Here is a 20,362-nt window from a genome sequence, read left to right on the forward strand (position 1 = left end):
AAAGCTGTTCTATGCTTGATGAATACAGTTTGTACCCTTGGCCGGTAAGTCTTCCGGCAGAACACTCATAGAAAAAACTGTCGTTGTCACAGTTTTTATTGTTACCGCATGCGCGGATGCCACGACTGGCATCTGCAGCATTTTTGGATGCGAAGGGGGAAGGTTTGATGTACCAGGATGATGATCCCATTGAAACGAGCGAATGGCTTGAAGCGCTTGAATCGCTCATGGAGAACGAAGGAATAGATCGGGTTAAGTACATTCTGGAGCGCCTCTCCGAACGCGCCAGCCGGGATGGTACCGAATTACCTTATTCGATCACGACGCCTTTCCGGAACACCATTCCAGCAACGCAGGAAGCGAGGATGCCGGGCGATCTGTTTATGGAGCGCCGGATTCGTTCGCTGATTCGATGGAACGCCATGGCCATGGTAGTGCGGGCGAACAAGCGCCCGGGCGATCTGGGCGGCCACATTTCCACATTTTCTTCGGCAGCCACGCTTTACGACGTGGGCTTCAACTACTTCTTCCACGGCGGTGATGAAAAGCGCGAGTCTGATCTGGTTTATTTCCAGGGCCACGCATCGCCGGGGAATTATGCCCGCTCCTTTCTGGAAGGGCGGTTCACAGAAGAGCAGCTTGATAAATATCGCGAAGAAGTTGACGGAGACGGCCTTTCTTCCTACCCGCACCCGTGGTTGATGCCGGATTACTGGCAGTTCCCTACAGTTTCCATGGGCCTTGGGCCGATTCAGGCTATCTACCAGGCCCACGTAATGAAGTATCTGGACAGCCGCGAACTCGTTGAAATGGGTGACCGCAAAGTCTGGTGTTTTGTAGGTGACGGTGAAACTGACGAGCCTGAAACGCTCGGGTGTATTTCAAAGGCTGGTCGGGAGAATCTCGATAACCTTGTGTTCGTAGTGAACTGTAACCTGCAGCGTCTGGATGGGCCGGTGCGGGGTAACGGCAAGATTATCCAGGAACTGGAAGGCGCCTTCCGGGGTGCTGGCTGGAACGTGATCAAGGTAGTCTGGGGCAGGGTGTGGGACACCTTGTTCGATCAGGACGAACACGGCGTTATGCAGCGTGCCATGGACGAGATCTGCGATGGCGATCTGCAGAACTTTACCCACAACGGGCCTGCTCACACCCGCAAGCATTTCTTCGGCAAGTACCCGCAGTTGGCCAAGTTGGTAGAAGGCTGGACGGACGAAGACATCAACAAGCTCAACCGTGGTGGTCACGACCCATACAAAGTATATGCCGCGTATAAAAAAGCGGCGACTGAGGCCAATGGCAAGCCCACTGTTATTCTCGCCCACACCATCAAGGGCTACGGTTTTGGTGCAGCGGGTGAGTCCCAGAATACGGCTCACTCCTTGAAGAAGCTGGATCTTGAAACCCTCAAATCATTCCGTGATCGCTTTGCGATTCCGCTGAAAGACGAAGAGCTGGAAGACGTACCCTATTACCGCCCGGCGCCAGACAGTCCAGAGCTGACGTATATGAATAAGCGCCGGCAGGAACTGGGTGGTTTCTATCCTCGGCGCCGCAAGGACTGCCAGCCACTCCAGATTCCTGATCTGGATATTTTCAAGCAGGTTCTGGAAGGTTCAAACGGCCGTGAAATATCCACAACCATGGCGTTTGTGCGGTTGCTTGGCGCGCTGGTCAAGGACAAACGCATTGGCAAGCGCATAGTGCCGATTGTGCCTGATGAAGCCCGCACCTTCGGAATGGAGGGCATGTTCCGCCAGCTGGGTATCTACACATCTGAAGGCCAGAAATATGTGCCCCAGGATCGTGAACAGATCATGTATTACCGGGAGGACAAGAAGGGGCAGATCCTGCAGGAAGGTATCAATGAAGGTGGTGCTATGGCCGCGTGGATAGCGGCTGCGACATCCTATAGCAACAACAACTTCCCGCTGATTCCTTTCTATGCGTTCTACTCCATGTTTGGCTTCCAGCGGGTGGGAGATCTGGCCTGGGCCGCGGGCGATATTCAGGCGCGTGGCTTCCTGATTGGCGGTACCGCAGGGCGCACCACGCTGAATGGCGAGGGTTTGCAGCACCAGGATGGTCATAGCCATGTGCTGGCAAACACCATTCCCAATTGTAAGGCCTATGACCCTGCCTTCGGCTATGAAATGGCTGTGGTAATTCATCGCGGTTTGAAGGAGATGTTTGAAGAGAACAAAAACGTTTTCTACTACATCACCATGGAAAACGAGAACTATGAACAGCCGGCCATGCCCAAGGGTTGTGAAGAAGACATCATCAAAGGCATGTACAAGTTCGAATCTGTTGAAGTGAAAGGCGGCAAGAAAAAGCTGCGTGTACAGCTATTGGGTGCAGGCGCCATTCTCAATGAAGTGCGGGCTGCTGCTCAGATGCTGAAAGACGACTGGGGTGTTGCCTCGGATGTCTGGAGTGTGACCAGCTTTAACGAGCTTGCCCGTGATGGTCAGCACGTGGAACGCTGGAACTTGCTGCACCCGGATGACAAAGTCCGCAAGGCCCATGTCACTCAGTGCCTGGAAAACCAGGTAGGCCCGGTCGTCTCGTCGACAGACTACATCAAGCTGCACTCCGAACAGTTGCGGGCGTTTATCCCCAAAACATTCCTGACATTGGGTACAGATGGTTTTGGTCGCAGTGACACTCGCGAGAAGCTGAGAAGCTTCTTCGAGGTGGATCGTTATTACGTAACGGTTGCTGCTCTGTCTGCCTTGGCGAAAGATGGCGAGGTCAAGCAGGAACAGGTTCTTGAAGCCATGCGCAAGTACGGTATCGATCGTAACAAAACGAACCCGGCGCACTGCTAAGGAGACCGTCATGAGCGAACAGGAAATCAAGGTTCCCGATCTCGGCGGGGCAGATGAAGTTGAGATAATTGAGATTCTGGTAAGTGTCGGCGATTCGGTGGAGGCAGAGGACTCGATTCTGACTGTTGAAACCGATAAGGCCTCCGTAGATTTGCCATCCCCTGGTGCCGGTAAGATCACCAAGCTTTCCGTGAAGGTTGGAGACAAGGTGAAAGAAGGCGACGTGGTGGCGATGATGGACGCGGAAGGCGCCGCTGGCGGAGCGGAGGATGAGCCGGAAGCGAAAGCAGAAAGTGGCGCCAGTTCCGATAACAAATCAGAGCCTGAAAAGAGCAAGCCGGAGCCGAAGAAAAAGTCTGGCGGCTCCCGCAAGGAAACGGTGCTGGTTCCGCCTCTGGATGGGATGGAAGAAGTGCCGGTTATCGAAGTCAACATATCTGAAGGCGATACCATTGAGGTAGATGCATCTTTGGTGACGGTTGAATCTGATAAGGCATCCATGGATATACCGTCACCTTATGCTGGCAAAGTGGTAAAGGTTCTGGTTGCCGAAGGTGACAAGCTTTCAGAGGGTGACAAACTTCTGGAGATGATGGTTGCCGACGACGGTGATGAAGAAGTTGAAGAGCAGAGCGAGGAATCGTCAGGCTCCAGCCAGGATTCGAAGCCTGAGCCCAAGTCAGAGGGAGCACCACCGAAAGAGCCGGAGGTGCAGCCGCAAAGTTCAACCTACGAGCCACCCTCACCGGGTGCCAGAGTTCATGCTGGCCCGGCTGTGCGCAAACTGGCTAGAGAGCTGGGTGCAGATATGACTCGCATCAAAGGATCTGGCCCGAAAAGCCGGATTCTGAAAGACGATGTGAACGACTATGTGAAAAGTCAGCTGCAACAGACTCAGCAGGGAGGCTCGGGCGCTGGTACGGGATCGGGAATACCGGGTGTGAAGCTGCCAGATTTCAGCCAGTTCGGCGACATAGAGCGAGAGCCTATGTCACGGATGATGGCGGTTACTGCCAGCAACATGCAGCGTAGCTGGCTTAATGTGCCCCACGTAACCCAGTTTGAGGATGCGGATATCTCCGATATGGAGGCATTCCGAAAATCCCAGAAAGCGGCGGGTGAGAAGAAAGGCGTGAAGATGACGCCTCTGCCGTTCATTCTGAAGGCCTGTGCAACGGCACTGGCCGAGCTGCCGCAGTTCAACGTGTCTCTTGATATGGAGCGCAAAGAGGTGGTTCACAAGCAATACATTCACATTGGTATTGCAGTGGATACACCCAACGGGCTGATGGTTCCGGTGATTCGTGATGTGGATCAGAAGGGACTGTGGGAGCTGGCGGCAGAAAGTGCCGAGCTTGCCCAGAAAGCCCGTGACAGGAAGTTAAAACCTGCAGAAATGCAGGGCGCCTGTTTCACCATCACAAGCTTGGGCGGTATCGGTGGTACGGCATTCACGCCGATTGTGAATTCGCCGGAGGTAGCGATACTGGGGGTTTCCAGAGCGGCTATGAAGCCTGTGTGGGATGGAAGCGAGTTTCAGCCAAGGCTGATGCTGCCGCTGTCTTTGTCCTACGATCATCGTGCCGTGAATGGCGCTGATGCGGCGCGCTTTACCTCGCTGCTCAGTCAGCTACTAGGGGATATTCGTACCCTGTTGCTCTAAGCTCTGGTAGGTTGATAACGTTGAATCCGCCTTCAGTCTTCCTGGCTGGGGCGGATTTTTTGTATTCTGTCACCATAAAGTGATTCAGAGACCCATCAGAGATGCTCGTCATGAACCCCGCTGAAGTTCTTTCCAAACCGCTAAAGCTCAAGAACGGATCCGTTATTCCCAATCGCTTCGCCAAGTCTGCCATGAGTGAGGCTCTGGGCACGATTGATAACCGGGCTACCCAAGAACTGGTTACGCTCTACCGCACCTGGGCTGAAGGCGGAACGGGGTTGTCGATTACCGGAAACGTGATGATCGATCGCCGGCATATTGGCGAGCCACAGAATATTGTGCTGGAGGATGAGCAGGACATCGAGCTTCTCAAGGCGTGGGCTGCAGCCGGCAAGGTGGGGGGTAAGCAGATCTGGATGCAGCTGAACCATCCGGGTAAACAGATCCCGAAGATGCTCAACAAGGCGCCGGTGTCGCCGAGTGCTATCCCGTTCCGCAAGGAAATGCAAAGCATGTTCGGCACGCCCAGAGCACTCACCGGGCCAGAAGTTGAGGACATTGTTCAGCGATTTGCCCGCAGTGCCGCCATTGCCGAGAAGGCAGGATTTGATGGCGTGCAGATCCACGGCGCTCACGGGTATCTGGTAAGTCAGTTTTTGTCGCCGCACCACAACCAGCGCACGGATGAGTGGGGCGGATCCGCAGCGAAACGGATGAGGTTTGTGCTTGAAGTTTATCGAGCGATTCGTGCGTCAACTCAACCCGGTTTTTGCGTGGGTATCAAATTGAACTCGGCGGATTTTCAGCGTGGTGGTTTCACCGAGGAGGAGTCCCTGGCGGTTATCGATGCTCTGGCGAGCGAGGGAATTGACCTGGTTGAGATCTCAGGGGGCAATTACGAGAGCCCTGCCATGGCGAAGGGAACCAATAAAGGCAAAGGGGATGGAGACGTAAAGCAGAGCACCCTGGCACGGGAAGCATACTTTCTGGCATTTGCAGAGAAGGTGCGCAAGCGCGCGGATGTGCCTTTGATGGTTACCGGGGGCTTTCGTACCAGCGAGGGTATGGCCCATGCTCTGGCCTCCGGAGCGACGGATCTGGTGGGATTGGCCCGGCCGCTTGCGGTGGAGCCGGATCTGCCCAACCGGGTCATGTCGGGGGAAGCCTTCACCAGCCTTGTAAAACCGATCAAAACCGGTATTAAGGCAATCGACAACATGGCGTTGATGGAGGTGAGCTGGTACGCGCGCCAACTTGGGCGCATGGGCAATGGCAAGCCGCCTCGACAGCACGACCGGGGGCTGTGGTCACTGGTTGAAGTACTGGGTGTAATGACAACCAGGGGCGTCAGAACCCGGTTGCGCGCTGGTGAATAGGTCCGAAATTATGAGCACAGAATTGAACCTCGCCGCTGTTATCTACGACAACGACGAGCAGCCCGTGGATAAACTGCTGCACATGGTCGCAGCGACACTGAACCAGCGTGGTGACAGAACCGCCGGTCTGGCGATGGTATTGAATGAACAGGGCCTGCGCCGAGCGCCAATGGCGCTTCAGGATCTGGAAACCGGCAAGGAATATTCCATTGCCCAGAACCTGGGGAAGGAGTCGCAATCCTGTTGCCTCGACCCGCATGGGCTTGCGGATGCAACCAAGGTGTTGCGAGCGTTACTGAATCAGCCGCCGCGGCTGGCTGTTGTGAATCGGTTTGGGCAGCAGGAAATAGATGGCAAAGGCTGCCGCGCAGAGATTATTCAGTTGCTTGATGCTGGTATTCCGGTTTTGACGGTGGTCAAGCGCAAGTTCCTTTCCCAGTGGCATGAGTTTGGTGGTGGCCAGGCAATAGACCTGCCTTTTTCAGAAGAGGCTGTGTTGCAGTGGTGTGACGGAGCTTTACAGCGGCGATAGCGCCAGATGTGCTGAGGCATCAAGTGGCGTAGTATAAGTGACTGATCCGCACACCTACTTACTTGCCTACGCCGGCAACTCTACTATTTTTATAGGCTTAACTGCTTTTCCGAGAGAGATCTATGAACAAAGAACCTGTCAGCCGAGAACTGTTTGATGAAGTTATGGTCCCCAACTACGCACCGGGTTCTATTATTCCCGTGCGAGGCGAGGGTTCCCGGATTTGGGATCAGGACGGCCGCGAGTTTATAGATCTTCAGGGTGGCATTGCCGTGAGCTGTCTCGGGCATTCGCATCCCGGGCTGATTGGTGCATTGATGGAGCAGGCAGAGAAAATCTGGCACCTCTCTAACGTGATGACTAACGAGCCGGCTTTGCGTTTGGCCAAAACTCTATGCGATCTCACGTTTGCCGAGCGAGTGTTCTTTGCCAACTCCGGTGGTGAAGCCAACGAGGCGGCGTTCAAGCTGGCACGTCGTTATGGCTGGGAGCACACAGGCCCGGAGAAGCACGAAATTATCTCCTTCAAGAACGCCTTCCACGGCCGTACCTTGTTCACCGTGAGTGTGGGCGGACAGGCAAAATACCTGGAGGGATTTGAGCCTGCGCCAGGTGGTATTCACCACGCAGACTTTAACGACCTGGAATCCGTCAAAAAGCTGATCTCCAAGGCGAAGACCTGCGCTGTGGTTGTGGAGCCGATTCAGGGTGAAAGCGGTGTGGTTCCGGCTGACCCTGAGTTTCTGGAAGGTTTGCGCAAGCTCTGTGATGATAACAATGCCTTGCTGATTTTTGATGAAGTGCAGTCTGGAGTAGGCCGTACAGGCCATTTGTATGCATATCAGATGTACGGTGTGGTGCCTGATATTCTTACCAGCGCCAAAGGTTTGGGCGGTGGTTTCCCGGTAGCCGCCATGTTGACCACGGCAAAAGTGGCAGCCAGCCTTGGTATTGGCACCCACGGCAGCACCTATGGCGGCAATGCGCTGGCCTGTGCCGTTGCCCAGAAGGTACTCGATACCGTGAGCCAGCCCGAGATCCTGAAAGGCGTTAAGGCCCGCGCTGATCACCTGCGTAAAGGCATGATGGATATTGGCAAGCGTTATGATGTCTTCAGTGAAGTGCGCGGTGAGGGGCTTTTGCTGGGTTGTGTGCTGACTGAAAAATGGAAAGGCAAGGCGAAAGAGTTTCTCAACGCTGGCCTGGATGAAGGTGTGATGGTGTTGATTGCTGGCGCTGATGTGATTCGGTTGGCACCTTCGCTGATCATTCCGGATACTGATATTGATGAAGCGCTTGAGCGTTTCGAAGCGGCGGTGAAGAGACTGACTGCCTAGGAGATCTTATGTGGTTGGTACGTCCGGCACTACCGGATGACGTGAACCAGATACTGGAAATTGCAGGCGCGGCTGGTTCAGAAACCGCCCGCCTTTCATCCACGCTGCCCCGGCAGCGTGAAGCCCTTGCCGAAAAAATAAAACACTCGCTTACTTCTCTCGCCGGTAAAACCATTGCTGGCGGCCCATTGCCAAGATTTCTGTTTGTTCTGGAAGATACCGCCACTGGCAGGGTTCACGGCGCAGCTGGTATCGATGCCCGCGCGGGCAATGGTCAGCCGTTTTATAACTACCGCCGTGATGCATTGATTCACGCCTCCCACGAACTTGGCATATCAAGCCGCGTAGATGTTCTCTATCCCAGCCACGGATTGACCGATCACACACTGCTGTGTTCGTTTTCCATTACCCCGGAATTGCGCAACACGGAAGCCTTTGAACTCTTGTCGAGAGCCCGAATCCTGTTCATTGCCGGGCATCGCGACTGGTTCACCCAGCGCGTTGCAGTGGAAATTCAGGGCGTTCAGCATGCAGATGGCAGCGTGCCATTCTGGGACAGCCTGGGGCGTCACTTTTTCAATATGGACTTTGAAACGGCGGACCAGCACTCGGGTGCGCTCAGTAAAACCTTTATTGCGGAGCTTATGCCGCCGCATCCTGTGTATGTCACTTTGCTTTCCGAGGCAGCGCAGGAGGCGTTAGGGCAGCCCCATGAACTGACAGTGCCAAACCTTGAACTGCTACAGAGAGAAGGGTTCCAAGCCGGCTGTTATCTGGACATTTTTGACGGCGGGCCAGTGCTGGAAGCGCGCACTGATGCCTTACACACGCTGGTGACCAGCCAGCTCAAAGCTCTCCATGGTGCTGTGGGTGATGCTGACGATGGAGGTGGGGATCTTTGCCTGATTGCAGCGGGTGACGGCGCCGGATTTCGTTGCACTCTGGCCCGCGCAGCCGGCACGTTTGAGGGTACCCTTAAGGTACCTGTGAAGGTCTGGAGTTTACTGGAGAAGACCGCTGGTGATGAAGTGAGGGTAGCGCCATGTTAGTCATCCGACCGCTCCAGCAAAGCGATCTTGAAGATCTCTATACTATGGCGCAGAGAGCGGGCAAAGGACTGACTTCGCTGCCAGCCGACCGGGACATGTTGCAGCGTAAAATTAACCAGGCGCAGGAAACCTTCAATCAGCGCTGTGCACCGGAAGCGGGCCTGTACCTGTTTGCCCTGGAAGATACAGATACTGGCAAAGCTGTAGGGATTAGCGGTATTCAGGCCCGTGTGGGCCTGGATGAGGTGTTTTATAACTATCGGCTCAGCGTTACCGTAAACGCCTCCAAAGAGCTGGGTGTGCATGTGCGTACGCCCACACTGCACCTTTCAAACGATATGACAGACACCAGCGAGATATGCTCGTTGCTGCTATCCAGCGATTACCACGGCGGTGGCAATGGTTTGCTTTTGTCCCGTTGTCGCTTCATGTTTCTTGATGAGTTTCGAAAGCACTTCTCTGAAAAAGTATTTGCAGAAATGCGCGGCGTGTCTGATGAGCAGGGAATGAGCCCGCTTTGGGATGCGCTGGGCAGCAAATTTTTTGATATGGAGTTTATAGAAGCCGACATGCTGTCCGGGCTTGGCAATAAATCGTTTATTGCTGAGCTGATGCCCAAGTACCCAATTTACCTGCCCATGTTGCCGGATTCGGCCCGGGCAGTTATTGGGCGGGTTCATGGCAATACGGCTCCGGCGCTCACCATGCTGAAAGCCGAAGGATTTAACTTTAATGGCATGGTCGACATCTTTGATGGTGGCCCGGTAGTTGAGGCGTTCGTGCACACCATTCGCACAGTTCGGGACAGCTTCAACCGCTATGCCTCGGTGACCCGCAAAGCCATTGATCTTGATGTGCCAGCTGATAAGCGGGTGATGATTTCCAATCGTTCGTTCCGTAACTTCCGGGTAACAACGGTGCCGGCCAGTTGCGTTGGCATAGATACGGTCAGTCTGCCACCGGAAGTGGCAGAGGCCTTGCAAATCGAATCTGGCGATCCGGTTCGGTTGGCGCCTCTTAAGGAAAGGTCTCAGGCACCGGCAAAGGCCGCAAACTAAAAACTTATTATTCCAGCAGCAGGAGAGTTAGTGATATGGCAAACCTGACAGGCGAACTGTTTATTGGCGGGCTTTGGCTGCAAGGCCACGGGGCCGCGTTTGAGTCTGTTCAGCCCGTTACCGGTGAGGCCGTATGGGAAGGCACCGGCGCGAGCCTGGCCGATGTGGATGCAGCCGTGCGGAGCGCGCGGGACGCCTTCCTGAAATGGCGACGCAAGAGCTTTGCCGAACGCCTGGCGGTTGTTGAAGCTTTTGCTGAGTTGCTGGACGCAAACAAGGAAGATCTGGCCCACCAGATTGGCCTGGAAACCGGCAAGCCCCTGTGGGAGTCCCGCACGGAAGTGGCTGCCATGGCAGGCAAAATCGGCATTTCGGTGAAAGCCTATAATGATCGCACCGGGCATTCTGAATCGGATGTCGCCGGTGGTCATGCAGTACTTCGCCATAAGCCCCACGGAGTGGTTGCTGTATTTGGCCCGTATAACTTCCCCGGCCATCTCCCTAATGGCCATATTGTGCCTGCACTGTTGGCGGGCAATACGGTTGTATTCAAACCCAGTGAGCTGACCCCCGGCGTGGCGGAACTGACGGTTAAGTTGTGGGAAAAGGCGGGACTGCCGGATGGTGTAATCAACCTGGTTCAGGGTGCTGCGGATACAGGCAAGTCGCTTGCGGGCCACCCTGCAATTGATGGTTTGTTCTTTACGGGTAGCTCAACGGTGGGCCATAAGCTGCATGAGCAACTTGGCGGTCAGCCGGAGAAGATCCTTGCCCTGGAAATGGGCGGCAACAACCCGCTGATTGTGCAAGATGTTTCGGATGTTGATGGCGCGGTCCATCACGCTCTGCAGTCCGCATTTCTGTCTGCTGGCCAGCGTTGCACTTGCGCGCGAAGGTTGCTGGTTCCAAAAGGCGCGAAGGGCGACGAGTTTCTGGATCGCCTTGTGACTGTGTCTGCCCGTATCCAGGTGGGGGAGTTTGATGACAAACCCCAACCGTTTATGGGGTCGGTAATCTCCGCACAGGCGGCGGAAAAGCTTTTGGCGGCTCAGGCCAGCATGCTCGAAAAAGGCGCAATATCGCTATTGGAGATGAAACAACTCAAGCCAGATACCGGCCTTCTTTCTCCGGGCATTGTGGATGTAACCGGGTTGGAACTGCCGGATGAGGAGTTCTTCGGGCCCCTGTTAACCGTCTACCGGTACAAGAGTTTTGATGATGCCCTGGAGCTGGCTAACAACACCCGTTATGGGCTTTCTGCCGGCCTGCTTTCAGACGACAGAAAGCTCTACGAACGATTACTGGAAGAGGCAAGGGCAGGCATTGTTAACTGGAACCGCCCTCTGACCGGCGCCAGTAGTGCCGCACCCTTTGGAGGCGTAGGCGCCAGCGGAAATCATCGGGCCAGCGCCTACTATGCGGCCGATTACTGCGCCTGGCCTATGGCCTCTCTTGAAGCGGGCAAAAGTGAGGTGCCGGAAAGCCTGGCGCCGGGCCTTAACTTCGATTCCTGATTGGCAACGTTGAGATTTATTCCCTGAATCCGGATGGACGGAATTCCCAGACATGGCAAAACATGCGGTAGAAGCAAACTTTGATGGCCTGGTTGGCCCAACCCACAATTATGCGGGCCTGTCCTGGGGCAATGTGGCATCGAAGTCCAATGTGAATGCGCTATCCAACCCCCGGGAAGCTGCGCTTCAGGGGTTGGCGAAAATGAAGCGCCTGGCAGATCGGGGCTACGTTCAGGGTGTATTGCCACCCCATGAGCGCCCTCATATACCTTCTCTGAAAGCGCTTGGGTTCAGCGGCACGGATGCACAAATTCTGGCGCGAGCAGCCAAATCCAGCCCGTCGATCTTGGCGGCTGTGGCCTCGGCTTCGTCCATGTGGACAGCCAATGCGGCTACGGTTTCACCCAGTGCCGATACAGACGACCACAGGGTGCATTTCACCCCCGCCAACTTGAGCGCCAAGTTCCATCGCTCCATTGAGCACAGGGTAACTGGCCGCATGCTCAAATCTATCTTCGCGGACGAAGGGTATTTTGCCCATCACCCGGCGCTGCCTTCGGTCAGTCACTTTGGTGATGAAGGCGCAGCCAACCACACCCGTCTTTGCGGCGGATATGGTGACCCGGGGGTGGAGCTATTTGTGTATGGCCAGATTGCATTCAACGAGCAAGCCCCGGCTCCGAAAAAATACCCGGCCCGGCAGACTCTTGAGGCCTCACAGGCTATCGCCCGTCTGCACGGCCTGAAAGATGGGCATCTGGTATTTGCTCAACAAAACCCGGCAGCCATTGATGCGGGAGTGTTTCATAACGACGTTATCGCGGTGGGTAACGGTAATACGCTCTTCTATCACGACCTGGCGTTTCTTGATGAACAGCGGGTGCTGTCAGATATTCGTGCCCGGTTGACTGGCGCTGAGCTGGAGGCTGTTCGTGTAAGCAGTGCGGAGGTGCCTGTTTCAGACGCGGTGGCTTCTTACCTGTTCAACAGCCAGTTGCTGAATACGCCCGATGGCATGTTGCTGGCGGTTCCGGGGGAGTGCAGGGAAGTGCCCTCTGTGAGCAAGTACCTCGATAAGCTGCTGGCCTCTGGCGGGCCTATTACCTCGGTGGAAGTGTTTGATGTGAAGCAGTCCATGCGCAATGGCGGCGGCCCTGCTTGCCTGCGTTTGCGAGTGGTTCTGAATGACGACGAACTAAAGGCCATGCATCGGGGCGTGATTCTGACCGATGCGCTCTATGAGCGCCTGACAACCTGGGTTGAAGCCCACTACCGTAGCGAACTTGGCAGGGAAGACCTGGCCGACCCCATGCTGCTGGAAGAAGTGCGCAAAGCGCTGGATGAACTGACCGGAATTCTGGGGCTGGGTTCTATTTACGATTTCCAGATGTAGCAGCCTTCCCCGTTGCTCAGAAAAAGCATGGTCAGGGTGCCGCAATCGAAGAAGCCAGCATATCCATCGTGTGTCGGATAAGGCTTTCGGCCGGGAAGTTATCGCCACTCTCGCTGGCTTCGGATTGGCACAACAAGAGAGCGCCGTGCAGTGCCCCGCGCAGATAGAGCGCGGTCTGCTCCGGGCTGTGGATACGTTGACGGCTCATGGTGCCATCTTTCAGCCCCAGTTCTATGGCCTCAGTCATCAGCGCCATCAGCTCTGTCTTTGAGCAAAGCATTTCTTTGGCTTGGGTTTCATCTGCCTCAGCCATAGCGGTGGAGGCTTTGGTGAGGGCAGAGAAATAATCTGGCTCATCCAGATAGAAGCGATAATAGGATTCCCCCATAGCGCGAATTTGCGCCAGCCCCGTATCGGCAGTCAGCCGTGCCTTTCTGAAGCGTTCATACAAGCTATGCCCTGCACGCAGCATGATGCCCCGTTGAATTGCCGCCTTATCCTTGAAGTAGACATACAGTAGAGCCCGGCTCAGGCTTGCCGTGCGGGCAATGTCATCCATGGAGGTGCGTTCGTAGCCCTTCTCTGAAAAGACCCGTTCAGCGGCGTCCAGAATCGTGTCGTAGCGGGCCTGTTTTTCCCGTTCACGGCGTGTTTTCAGCGGTTCAGTCATCGGGTTCTCTCGTCAGGCTCTTTCAACGGTTAATTTTTCAATTGGAGAATGAAAGCTGATTATTGACATAATGTCAAAGAATGACATCATGTCGGGCTTAACGCCCCGGATTTCCGCAGGAAGCGGTATCAACAACAACTTGAGCACGGACGAAAGGATACTTTATGACACCATCGCGTACCCCTGTTGCCCTTTTATTTCTTGCTGCCTGCGGCCTGTTTTTATCTGGTTGCCTGGCTGATGATGCCCCCGCTGCCTCGGGTGGGCATGTGGTTTCGGTGCGTGTTTCAGAGGTTACGGGTGGCGAAGCTCAGGAAATAACCCTGCGTTTTTCCGGCATTGTAAGGTCAACCCAGCGTGCAACGCTTACCTTCCAGGTTAGCGGAACGCTTCGGGAACGGGCAGTGGAATTGGGCCAGACCGTCGCCGCCGGCGACTTGTTGGCGCGAGTTTACAATCCGGCGCTGGAACCGGCGCGGGATTCGGCAAAAGCCAAGCTGGACGAGTTGAACACCCGTTATGATCAAGCCAAGCGTGAGTGGGAGCGTTCGAGTCGTCTGCACGAGCGGGGTGTTGTTTCAGAGCAAAACCTTGAGCAGATTGCGGCTCGCCGGGATTCGTTGAAGGCCAGCGTAGCAACAGCCCAGGCCGCATTGGCTGAGGCCGCTCAACTGTTGGAAGAAAGTGCTTTGCGAGCGCCGTTTGGTGGTCGTGTGGAAGCGCTACTGGTCGAAAGAGACGAGTTTGTAGCGGCCGGCCAACCGGTAATGCGCCTGTCTTCTCCTGAAGGTAAGGAAGTAGAGGTACGGGTGCCTGCCTACCTGCTCGCCCATGTTGCGGTAGATGAAGAATTGCCGGTATGGTCTGTGCAGAATCGAATTGAGGCTCCGGTACTTGGCTCGGTTGTTGAAATTGCTCAGGCGGGCGCTATCCGGGGTGAGTTGCATCCGGTTCTGGTTAGCTTGCCGATCAATACCCTGGATACCGGTGAGCCTGTTGAAGTGGGTATTACACCCACTCGGGAATCAGCCATGACAGTGCCGCTTTTGTCCGTGCTCCGCAGCGCGGATGGCATGACGGTATTTCGGGTACGTGAGGGCATTGCCCGGCGAGTTCCCATACAGGTTGAGCGTGTTGTAGGTGAGCGCGTTGTGGTGCGGACAGGTGAGCTGGAACCCGGCGATCAAGTGGTTTATGCAGGTATGACGCGCCTTGCAGACGGTGATGCCGTGGAGGTGCGCTGATGACGCGCCGTTTGCTCAATTACCAGCGATTGTTGGGCATGGTGGTTACCATGCTGTGTTTGCTAGGTATCGCGGCATACAGCACCATGCCGCGCCAGGAAGATCCCTCATTTCCCTACCGGGCCGGGCTGGTCTCGGTAAGCTACCCGGGGGCCAGTGCCGATGCTGTAGAGCGACTGGTGCTGAGACCTCTTAGCGATGAGCTGCGCCAGGTTGAAGAAGTGGATGTTGCCCAGGGCACGGCGCGCACCGGCGTTGCCCTTGTAAGATTGCGTCTCAACGATAACATCTACAATACAGACCCTGCCTGGGATCGAGTTCGCCAAGCAATGGAGCGTGCACAGCAGGACTTCCCGGACGACGTTGGTCAGATGGCTCTGGATGATCGTCTGATCGATAACCCGGCCATTGTTCTGGCTATTGGCGGCGCGCCTTCGGTGAGTGAGCTGACGGGTGTGGCGGAACGCCTGAAAGAAAACCTCTCCGATCTCAGCGGTGTATCCCGAATTGAGCTGGAAGGTGATGCCGACGAGCAGATTACCCTGGCTCTGGATGATGCGGCGCTTTACCGCCTGGGCATCTCGCCGGCGCGAATTCTGCAAACCCTTGCCCAGCGCAACCAGACCACCCCCGGCGGTTTTGTGGTTGTCGACGGCCGGCGATTGTCAGTGCTCCCCAATACCGAGTTTGCGGATATTGATGCCATTCGAGCGACACCGATCGAACTTCCGGACGGCTCTCAGGTGCCGCTGGCGGCGGCGGCCGATGTATGGCGTGGCCCCGCAGAGCCACGCCAGCCAGAAACCTGGTTCGATGGTGAGCGAGTTGTATTGCTCTCGTTGATTATGGAAGAAGGTTCGACTGACGCGATCCGCTTTGGTGAACGGGTGCGAGAACGGCTTGCCCAGATTCGCCCTGACTTTGAGCCCTACGAAATCCGCGAGATGTTCTTCCAGCCGGATAAGGTCTCGGAGCGCCTGGATAATCTGGCCTGGAGCCTGGTGCTTTCGGTGTTGATCATCGTGGCTGTGGTGTTCACCGGCATGGGTATTCGAATGGGCCTGCTGGTGGCTTCCATTCTGCCGATGGTGGCTCTGATCAGCGTTGGGCTTTACGATCTTGGCGGTGGCGTGCTGCATCAGATAGCCGTTATCGGGATGGTTATTTCCCTGGGTATCCTGATCGATAACGCCATTGTGATCGTGGAGAACATTCAGGGCCATCTGGATGAGGGCATGCGCCGTTTGGATGCTCTGCGCAAAGCGGTTAGTGAGCTTGCGGGACCACTGGGAGCTTCTACCGGCACTACACTCGCCGCCTTTGCTCCGCTTTTGCTTGCCAAGGGCGGTGCGGCAGACTTCACGCGGGGCGTGCCAGTGATGATCATGCTCACGTTGTCTGTGAGTTACCTGTTGGCGATCTCGGTGGTGCCCCTGCTGGCAGCACGCTTCCTCAAGCCCCGCCGCAATGCCGAGGCCGACCGGCTGCTAGGCCTGGCGCGTTTTCTTGGTGGCATGGTGTACCGCCATCCAAAGCGCCTGATTGCTGCTGGTGCTTTTCTGGTTGTGGTCAGTTTGTCCATGACGACATTTATGGCACAGCAATTCTTCCCCAATGCCGATCGGCCTCAGGTGATTGTCGAGCTCTTTATGCCCGAAGGCACAGATCAGCAGCGAACTGCTGAAGCGGCCGCCAATCTGGAGCACGCCATACGTACTCAGCCCAAAGCGCTACAAATTCACCGGTTTGTTGGCTTTACCGGCCCCGCATTCTATTACAACCTCCAGCGCGCACCTCAAGCACCAAACAGAGGCCGGCTAGTGATAGCGACACCAACGCTGGAAGACACAACCGAAATGATTCGCTGGATTCGTGCCCACGTAGATGAACAGATGCCCGAGCTGGATGTTGGCGTAGGTGTTCTGGGACAAGGGCCGCCAAGCATTGCCCCCGTGGAGGTGCGCGTTTATCACGCCGATGAACAGACCCGCACGCACGCGGTGGAACAGTTGTTCAGTGCATTGCGCCAAGTCGAAGGCACCGTGGATGTGCGGCACGACCTGAATATTGGTGTGCCCAGCATTGCCATAAATGTGGACGATGCCACCGCTGCAAGATACGGGCTTACCCGTGCGGATGTGGCCCAGAGCCTGTATGGCCAAAGCTTTGGTGTGGTTGCCGAGCGTTACCGCCAGGAGAAAGACCCCATACCACTGGTGCTGCGATCCCAGGAAGGCACGTCGCTGCCACTGGAACGATTGCTTTCGGTGAATATCTATAACGATCAGGGGCAAGCAGTTCCACTTTCTGCTGTTGCCAGTGTGGAGACCACTTGGGAGCCCGCCGCCCGCTATCTGCGCAACGGTACCCGACTCAATACAGTTACGGCTAACCTGCTGACGGGCTACAGCTTCAGCCAGGCGCTGGACGGATTGCAGCGCGCGCTGGAAGATAATCCTCTGCCTGAAGGTACCCGTTTGGAAATGGGTGGTGATGCTGAAGGCTCCGGCGATGCTAATGGCGCACTGCTAACCGCAGCACCCATTGGCATACTCTTGCTGCTCTTCTTCCTGCTGCTGCAGTTCAACTCATTCCGCCGCGTGGGCATCATTCTGCTGACCGTACCCTTGGCCACTGTGGGCATAATCCCCGGCCTGGTGCTTTCCGGCTCACCCTTCGGGTTTCAGTCGCTGTTGGGTGTGATTGCATTGGTGGGCATTGTGGTGAACAACGCCATAGTACTGCTTGATGTGATGGATAGAGAGCTGGAAAACGGCGAGAACATTCACGAAGCCATGCGCAAAGCCGTAATCCAGAGAACCCGGCCCATCCTGCTGACCACGGCAACCACCGTAGCAGGCCTGCTGCCACTAGCCTTCTCCAGTTCCACACTATGGCCACCTATGGCCTGGGCGATTATCTCAGGGCTGCTGGCTTCAACAGTACTGACCCTGCTGGTCATCCCCGCGGTGTGTACGCAGCTGATCAAGGTGAAAGTGGCTGAACCGGAAAACGCTCCGGCGTAGCGTTGTGCTGGCGGGGCTTAACGGGGCCTGATCAACAGGCCCACCCGCTGGCCAACCGGCACATCCCGGTTTGGAAACACAATCGCCTCTGGAATCTCGCCAACCTTGTAACAGGTATCGTCATCCTCCCAGATGACGGTACCCGGGGCGTACTCGGTAAAGTTGGCCACATCATCCGGAATGTGAAACTGAAAGTTTTTCCCTGTATTCAGAATCTCGTACACCACCTCAAACACCGTGAGATGGTCAAAGGGTGGTTGTGTGGCAGGAGCGGGTTCACCACAAAACCGCCGCCGAAGTGCATTTTTAACACCCTCGAATCGAGTGAGATCATTCATACCGAAAGGATGAACCTTGCCCAGCTCCACCGTAAAACTTTCAGCTCTCAGCACGGATGAGGAAAACGACGAAAACGTAGTGCCCACCTTATGCTGCAACAGCAGAGTTTCCACCTCCGCCTCCAGCAAGAAATCACACTGCACCTCCGGCACCTGCCTGCCTTCAACAAACGGATAAAGCGCAAACTTCTCCCGTTGGGAAGGCCTTATGGCCGTATGCAAATCATAGTGGGAGAGCGCATGTGGATGCGCCATGGCAAACTGGCGGCACGTCTCCTCAAGAAACTGCGCCCGAGCTGCTTCCGGCAGCCCCTTATACTCTGACCTGCCATGGGCACCGTTAAACAACCGGTTAAGATTCACATCCAGAAAACGCTCCCCGGCCACCATGGCTGGCGGGTTCCCAAGAATCAGCAACAGCGGACAAGCCAGCTGCCACTCTCCGTTCAACAGCTCGCTGAGCAGCGCGTTAAGAACTTCTATGGGAGCGGTTTCATTGCCGTGAATTCCGGCTGAGACAATCAGCGCCTCTTGATTCGGATTGGCACGATCAGGTGGCGGCGTAAGCTGTAAAACACCAACAGCTTTGCGGCTGATGCAGGTGCCATCAGAAAGGATGGTTTTGGTTTCCGGGAGATCGACTGCGGCGTGGGCAAGCGTATGAGCTAGCCAGTCAGGATTGGGTTCAAATAAGTGTATTTGTGCAGTTGCTGTCATGAAGGCTCCCCGAAGAGCTCGGAGGGCGGGCGGTTACGCTCCTTCCGGGAGTGTCTGAAGCCATGGATGGCTTCAGTCAAGCCCACATGGATGTGCTCGTAGCGTCTCCCGGAAGGAGCGTAACCGCCTGCCCTGGCACATTGTTTCAGGCGGTGCTTTTAATCATTGATCAAGAGCCCACAGGCCGCTGATGCCGCAACAAATGATTCTCAAGTTTGCGGAACGCAAACACCAGAATAAACGTAAGCACCATGTAGCAAAGCGCCACAAAAATAAACGCATCAAACGGCGCATAAAACCGGGAGTAAATATTCCGCGCAGCCCCCGTAAGATCCACAATCGTAACCACACTCGCAATCGCACTCGAGTGCAGCATGAAAATAACCTCATTGGAATACGCCTGCACCGCCCGCCGCGCAGCACTGGGCAACACAATACGCCGCATCCGCATAAACCAATTCATACCGTAAGCCTTCGCAGCCTCAATCTCACCATGGGGTGTCGAAATGATCGCACCGCGAATAATCTCAGTGGTGTAGGCGCAGGTATTCAAAGTGAATGCCAGCAGGGCAGGGTAGAAGGGCTCCCGGAAAATCTCCCACCAGAAAGTTTCCTGAATGCCGGGAATCTGGGCAACGCCATAGTAAATAATGTACAGCTGAATCAGCAGCGGCGTGCCACGGAAAAGATAGGTGTAAAGCCACACCGGGCCAGACACAAACGGGTTCTTAACCGTACGAAGAATTGCCAAAGGAACCGCAAACGCCAACCCGATAATCAGGCACAGAAATACCAGTTGAACAGTCGTAACCATCCCATCCCAGTATTCCATGATGGTCATGGCTGTAAAAATATCGTTTTTGTTGAGCCAGGCAGCAATAAAGTCGGGTGGCATCGTCAAGTCTCCTGAATCACGCCGACATTGGCTCGTTTGTCGAGCCACTTAATGAAAAGCTCGGAGCCTGCCGTGAGGGCGAGATACACAAACGCCACCGGAATGAAAAAGTGAAAGGGCATGCGCTCCGCCTTGGCCGCCTCCTCCGCTACACGGACCATATCCGTGAGGCCGATAATAGACACCAGAGCTGTGGTTTTGAGCAGTACCTGCCAGTTATTGCCGATGCCTGGCAGGGCATGGCGCAGCATTTGTGGAACCATCACTCTGCGGAAGGTGTGCCAGGTACTGAATCCGTAGGCGCGGGCGGCTTCAATCTGCCCGGTTTCAACCGCCAGAAAAGCGCCCCGGAAAGTCTCGGTCATGTAGGCGCCGAAAATCAGCCCTATGGTTATTACGCCGGAAATGAACGGATTAAACTGGAAGAAAAAATCGACTTCGTACGTCTCCCAAATATAGTCGGAGAGCATGTTCACGCCCACCTGGCCGCCGTAATAGAACAGCAGCATCATCACCAGATCAGGAACACCACGAATCAGGGTGGTATATGTGGTCGCAAGGCCAACAGCTACGCGGCTGCCAGACAGCTTGGCCGCCGCACCAATCAGCCCCAGAACGAGTGCCAGGGCAAGAGACAGGAAGGCCAGTTCAATGGTGACAACTGCTCCGTTCAGCAGCTCCGGGCCATAGCCTTTCAGATCAAACATGGGAATGTCCGG

Annotated in this window: 15 protein-coding genes; 11 read left to right on the forward strand and 4 right to left on the reverse strand. The window is 55.5% G+C overall.

Going from position 1 to position 20,362, the window contains the following annotated elements:
* The first annotated feature begins 167 nt into the window (after positions 1-167).
* The 9 genes from aceE to astB all read left to right on the forward strand — a co-directional run bounded on the left by aceE (position 168) and on the right by astB (position 12,753).
* Positions 168-2,831 (forward strand): pyruvate dehydrogenase (acetyl-transferring), homodimeric type, encoded by a 2,664-nt coding sequence (gene aceE / locus RKA07_RS14260; protein ID WP_310966753.1) that lies wholly within the window; start codon positions 168-170, stop codon positions 2,829-2,831.
* Between the two features lie 10 nt (positions 2,832-2,841).
* Positions 2,842-4,494 carry a dihydrolipoyllysine-residue acetyltransferase gene (aceF, locus tag RKA07_RS14265; protein WP_310966627.1) on the forward strand — a complete coding sequence of 551 codons (1,653 nt, stop codon included), beginning with the start codon at positions 2,842-2,844 and terminating at the stop codon, positions 4,492-4,494.
* A gap of 110 nt (positions 4,495-4,604) precedes the next feature.
* Positions 4,605-5,870 (forward strand): NADH:flavin oxidoreductase/NADH oxidase family protein, encoded by a 1,266-nt coding sequence (locus RKA07_RS14270; protein WP_310966628.1) that lies wholly within the window; start codon positions 4,605-4,607, stop codon positions 5,868-5,870.
* A 10-nt stretch (positions 5,871-5,880) separates the two neighbouring features.
* On the forward strand, positions 5,881-6,402 hold the full coding sequence (locus RKA07_RS14275; RefSeq protein WP_310966629.1) for a DUF2478 domain-containing protein: 522 nt from the start codon (positions 5,881-5,883) through the stop codon (positions 6,400-6,402).
* Between the two features lie 122 nt (positions 6,403-6,524).
* Positions 6,525-7,739, forward strand: coding sequence for an aspartate aminotransferase family protein (locus RKA07_RS14280; RefSeq protein WP_200202940.1), 1,215 nt, complete (start codon positions 6,525-6,527; stop codon positions 7,737-7,739).
* Positions 7,740-7,747: 8 nt separating this feature from the next.
* Complete coding sequence (locus RKA07_RS14285) at positions 7,748-8,788, forward strand: arginine N-succinyltransferase (protein ID WP_310966630.1); 1,041 nt, start codon at positions 7,748-7,750, stop codon at positions 8,786-8,788.
* Positions 8,782-9,846 carry an arginine N-succinyltransferase gene (astA, locus tag RKA07_RS14290; protein WP_200202938.1) on the forward strand — a complete coding sequence of 355 codons (1,065 nt, stop codon included), beginning with the start codon at positions 8,782-8,784 and terminating at the stop codon, positions 9,844-9,846. Before RKA07_RS14285 ends, astA begins: the two co-directional genes overlap by 7 nt.
* Positions 9,847-9,881: 35 nt before the next feature.
* Positions 9,882-11,360: a succinylglutamate-semialdehyde dehydrogenase gene (gene astD, locus RKA07_RS14295; RefSeq protein WP_200369660.1), complete on the forward strand. Its 1,479-nt coding sequence runs from the start codon at positions 9,882-9,884 to the stop codon at positions 11,358-11,360.
* Between the two features lie 52 nt (positions 11,361-11,412).
* Entirely contained in the window at positions 11,413-12,753 is a 1,341-nt protein-coding gene (gene astB, locus RKA07_RS14300) for an N-succinylarginine dihydrolase (protein WP_200202936.1), read from the forward strand.
* Positions 12,754-12,784: 31 nt separating this feature from the next.
* Here astB and RKA07_RS14305 read toward each other — a convergent pair whose 3' ends face one another.
* On the reverse strand, positions 12,785-13,423 hold the full coding sequence (locus tag RKA07_RS14305) for a TetR/AcrR family transcriptional regulator (RefSeq protein WP_200202935.1): 639 nt from the start codon (positions 13,421-13,423) through the stop codon (positions 12,785-12,787).
* Between the two features lie 164 nt (positions 13,424-13,587).
* Here RKA07_RS14305 and RKA07_RS14310 point away from each other — a divergent pair, with 164 nt between their 5' ends.
* Both RKA07_RS14310 and RKA07_RS14315 read left to right on the forward strand, forming a co-directional pair.
* Positions 13,588-14,667 carry an efflux RND transporter periplasmic adaptor subunit gene (locus RKA07_RS14310; protein WP_200202934.1) on the forward strand — a complete coding sequence of 360 codons (1,080 nt, stop codon included), beginning with the start codon at positions 13,588-13,590 and terminating at the stop codon, positions 14,665-14,667.
* Positions 14,667-17,693, forward strand: coding sequence for an efflux RND transporter permease subunit (locus tag RKA07_RS14315; RefSeq protein ID WP_310966631.1), 3,027 nt, complete (start codon positions 14,667-14,669; stop codon positions 17,691-17,693). Before RKA07_RS14310 ends, RKA07_RS14315 begins: the two co-directional genes overlap by 1 nt.
* Positions 17,694-17,710: 17 nt before the next feature.
* Here RKA07_RS14315 and RKA07_RS14320 read toward each other — a convergent pair whose 3' ends face one another.
* The 3 genes from RKA07_RS14320 to RKA07_RS14330 form a co-directional block, all read right to left on the reverse strand.
* Positions 17,711-18,748, reverse strand: a complete 1,038-nt coding sequence (locus RKA07_RS14320; RefSeq protein WP_310966632.1) for a succinylglutamate desuccinylase — start codon at positions 18,746-18,748, stop codon at positions 17,711-17,713.
* Between the two features lie 169 nt (positions 18,749-18,917).
* Positions 18,918-19,643, reverse strand: coding sequence for an ABC transporter permease (locus RKA07_RS14325; protein ID WP_200202931.1), 726 nt, complete (start codon positions 19,641-19,643; stop codon positions 18,918-18,920).
* A 2-nt stretch (positions 19,644-19,645) separates the two neighbouring features.
* Positions 19,646-20,350, reverse strand: a complete 705-nt coding sequence (locus tag RKA07_RS14330; protein ID WP_310966633.1) for an ABC transporter permease — start codon at positions 20,348-20,350, stop codon at positions 19,646-19,648.
* Between the last annotated feature and the right edge of the window lie 12 nt (positions 20,351-20,362).

It is taken from the genome of Marinobacter xiaoshiensis (assembly GCF_031631795.1).
GTDB classification, from domain to species: Bacteria; Pseudomonadota; Gammaproteobacteria; order Pseudomonadales; family Oleiphilaceae; genus Marinobacter; species Marinobacter xiaoshiensis.

Bases quoted from the DNA above. Each gene is read 5' to 3' on its own strand.
- RKA07_RS14330 (WP_310966633.1), bottom strand. From the start codon at position 20,350: ATGTTTGATCTGAAAGGCTATGGCCCGGAGCTGCTGAACGGAGCAGTT.
- aceE (WP_310966753.1), top strand. From the start codon at position 168: ATGTACCAGGATGATGATCCCATTGAAACGAGCGAATGGCTTGAAGCG.
- RKA07_RS14315 (WP_310966631.1), top strand. From the start codon at position 14,667: ATGACGCGCCGTTTGCTCAATTACCAGCGATTGTTGGGCATGGTGGTT.
- RKA07_RS14325 (WP_200202931.1), bottom strand. From the start codon at position 19,643: ATGCCACCCGACTTTATTGCTGCCTGGCTCAACAAAAACGATATTTTT.
- RKA07_RS14270 (WP_310966628.1), top strand. From the start codon at position 4,605: ATGAACCCCGCTGAAGTTCTTTCCAAACCGCTAAAGCTCAAGAACGGA.
- RKA07_RS14320 (WP_310966632.1), bottom strand. From the start codon at position 18,748: ATGACAGCAACTGCACAAATACACTTATTTGAACCCAATCCTGACTGG.
- aceF (WP_310966627.1), top strand. From the start codon at position 2,842: ATGAGCGAACAGGAAATCAAGGTTCCCGATCTCGGCGGGGCAGATGAA.
- RKA07_RS14275 (WP_310966629.1), top strand. From the start codon at position 5,881: ATGAGCACAGAATTGAACCTCGCCGCTGTTATCTACGACAACGACGAG.
- RKA07_RS14285 (WP_310966630.1), top strand. From the start codon at position 7,748: ATGTGGTTGGTACGTCCGGCACTACCGGATGACGTGAACCAGATACTG.
- astA (WP_200202938.1), top strand. From the start codon at position 8,782: ATGTTAGTCATCCGACCGCTCCAGCAAAGCGATCTTGAAGATCTCTAT.
- astB (WP_200202936.1), top strand. From the start codon at position 11,413: ATGGCAAAACATGCGGTAGAAGCAAACTTTGATGGCCTGGTTGGCCCA.
- astD (WP_200369660.1), top strand. From the start codon at position 9,882: ATGGCAAACCTGACAGGCGAACTGTTTATTGGCGGGCTTTGGCTGCAA.
- RKA07_RS14310 (WP_200202934.1), top strand. From the start codon at position 13,588: ATGACACCATCGCGTACCCCTGTTGCCCTTTTATTTCTTGCTGCCTGC.
- RKA07_RS14280 (WP_200202940.1), top strand. From the start codon at position 6,525: ATGAACAAAGAACCTGTCAGCCGAGAACTGTTTGATGAAGTTATGGTC.
- RKA07_RS14305 (WP_200202935.1), bottom strand. From the start codon at position 13,423: ATGACTGAACCGCTGAAAACACGCCGTGAACGGGAAAAACAGGCCCGC.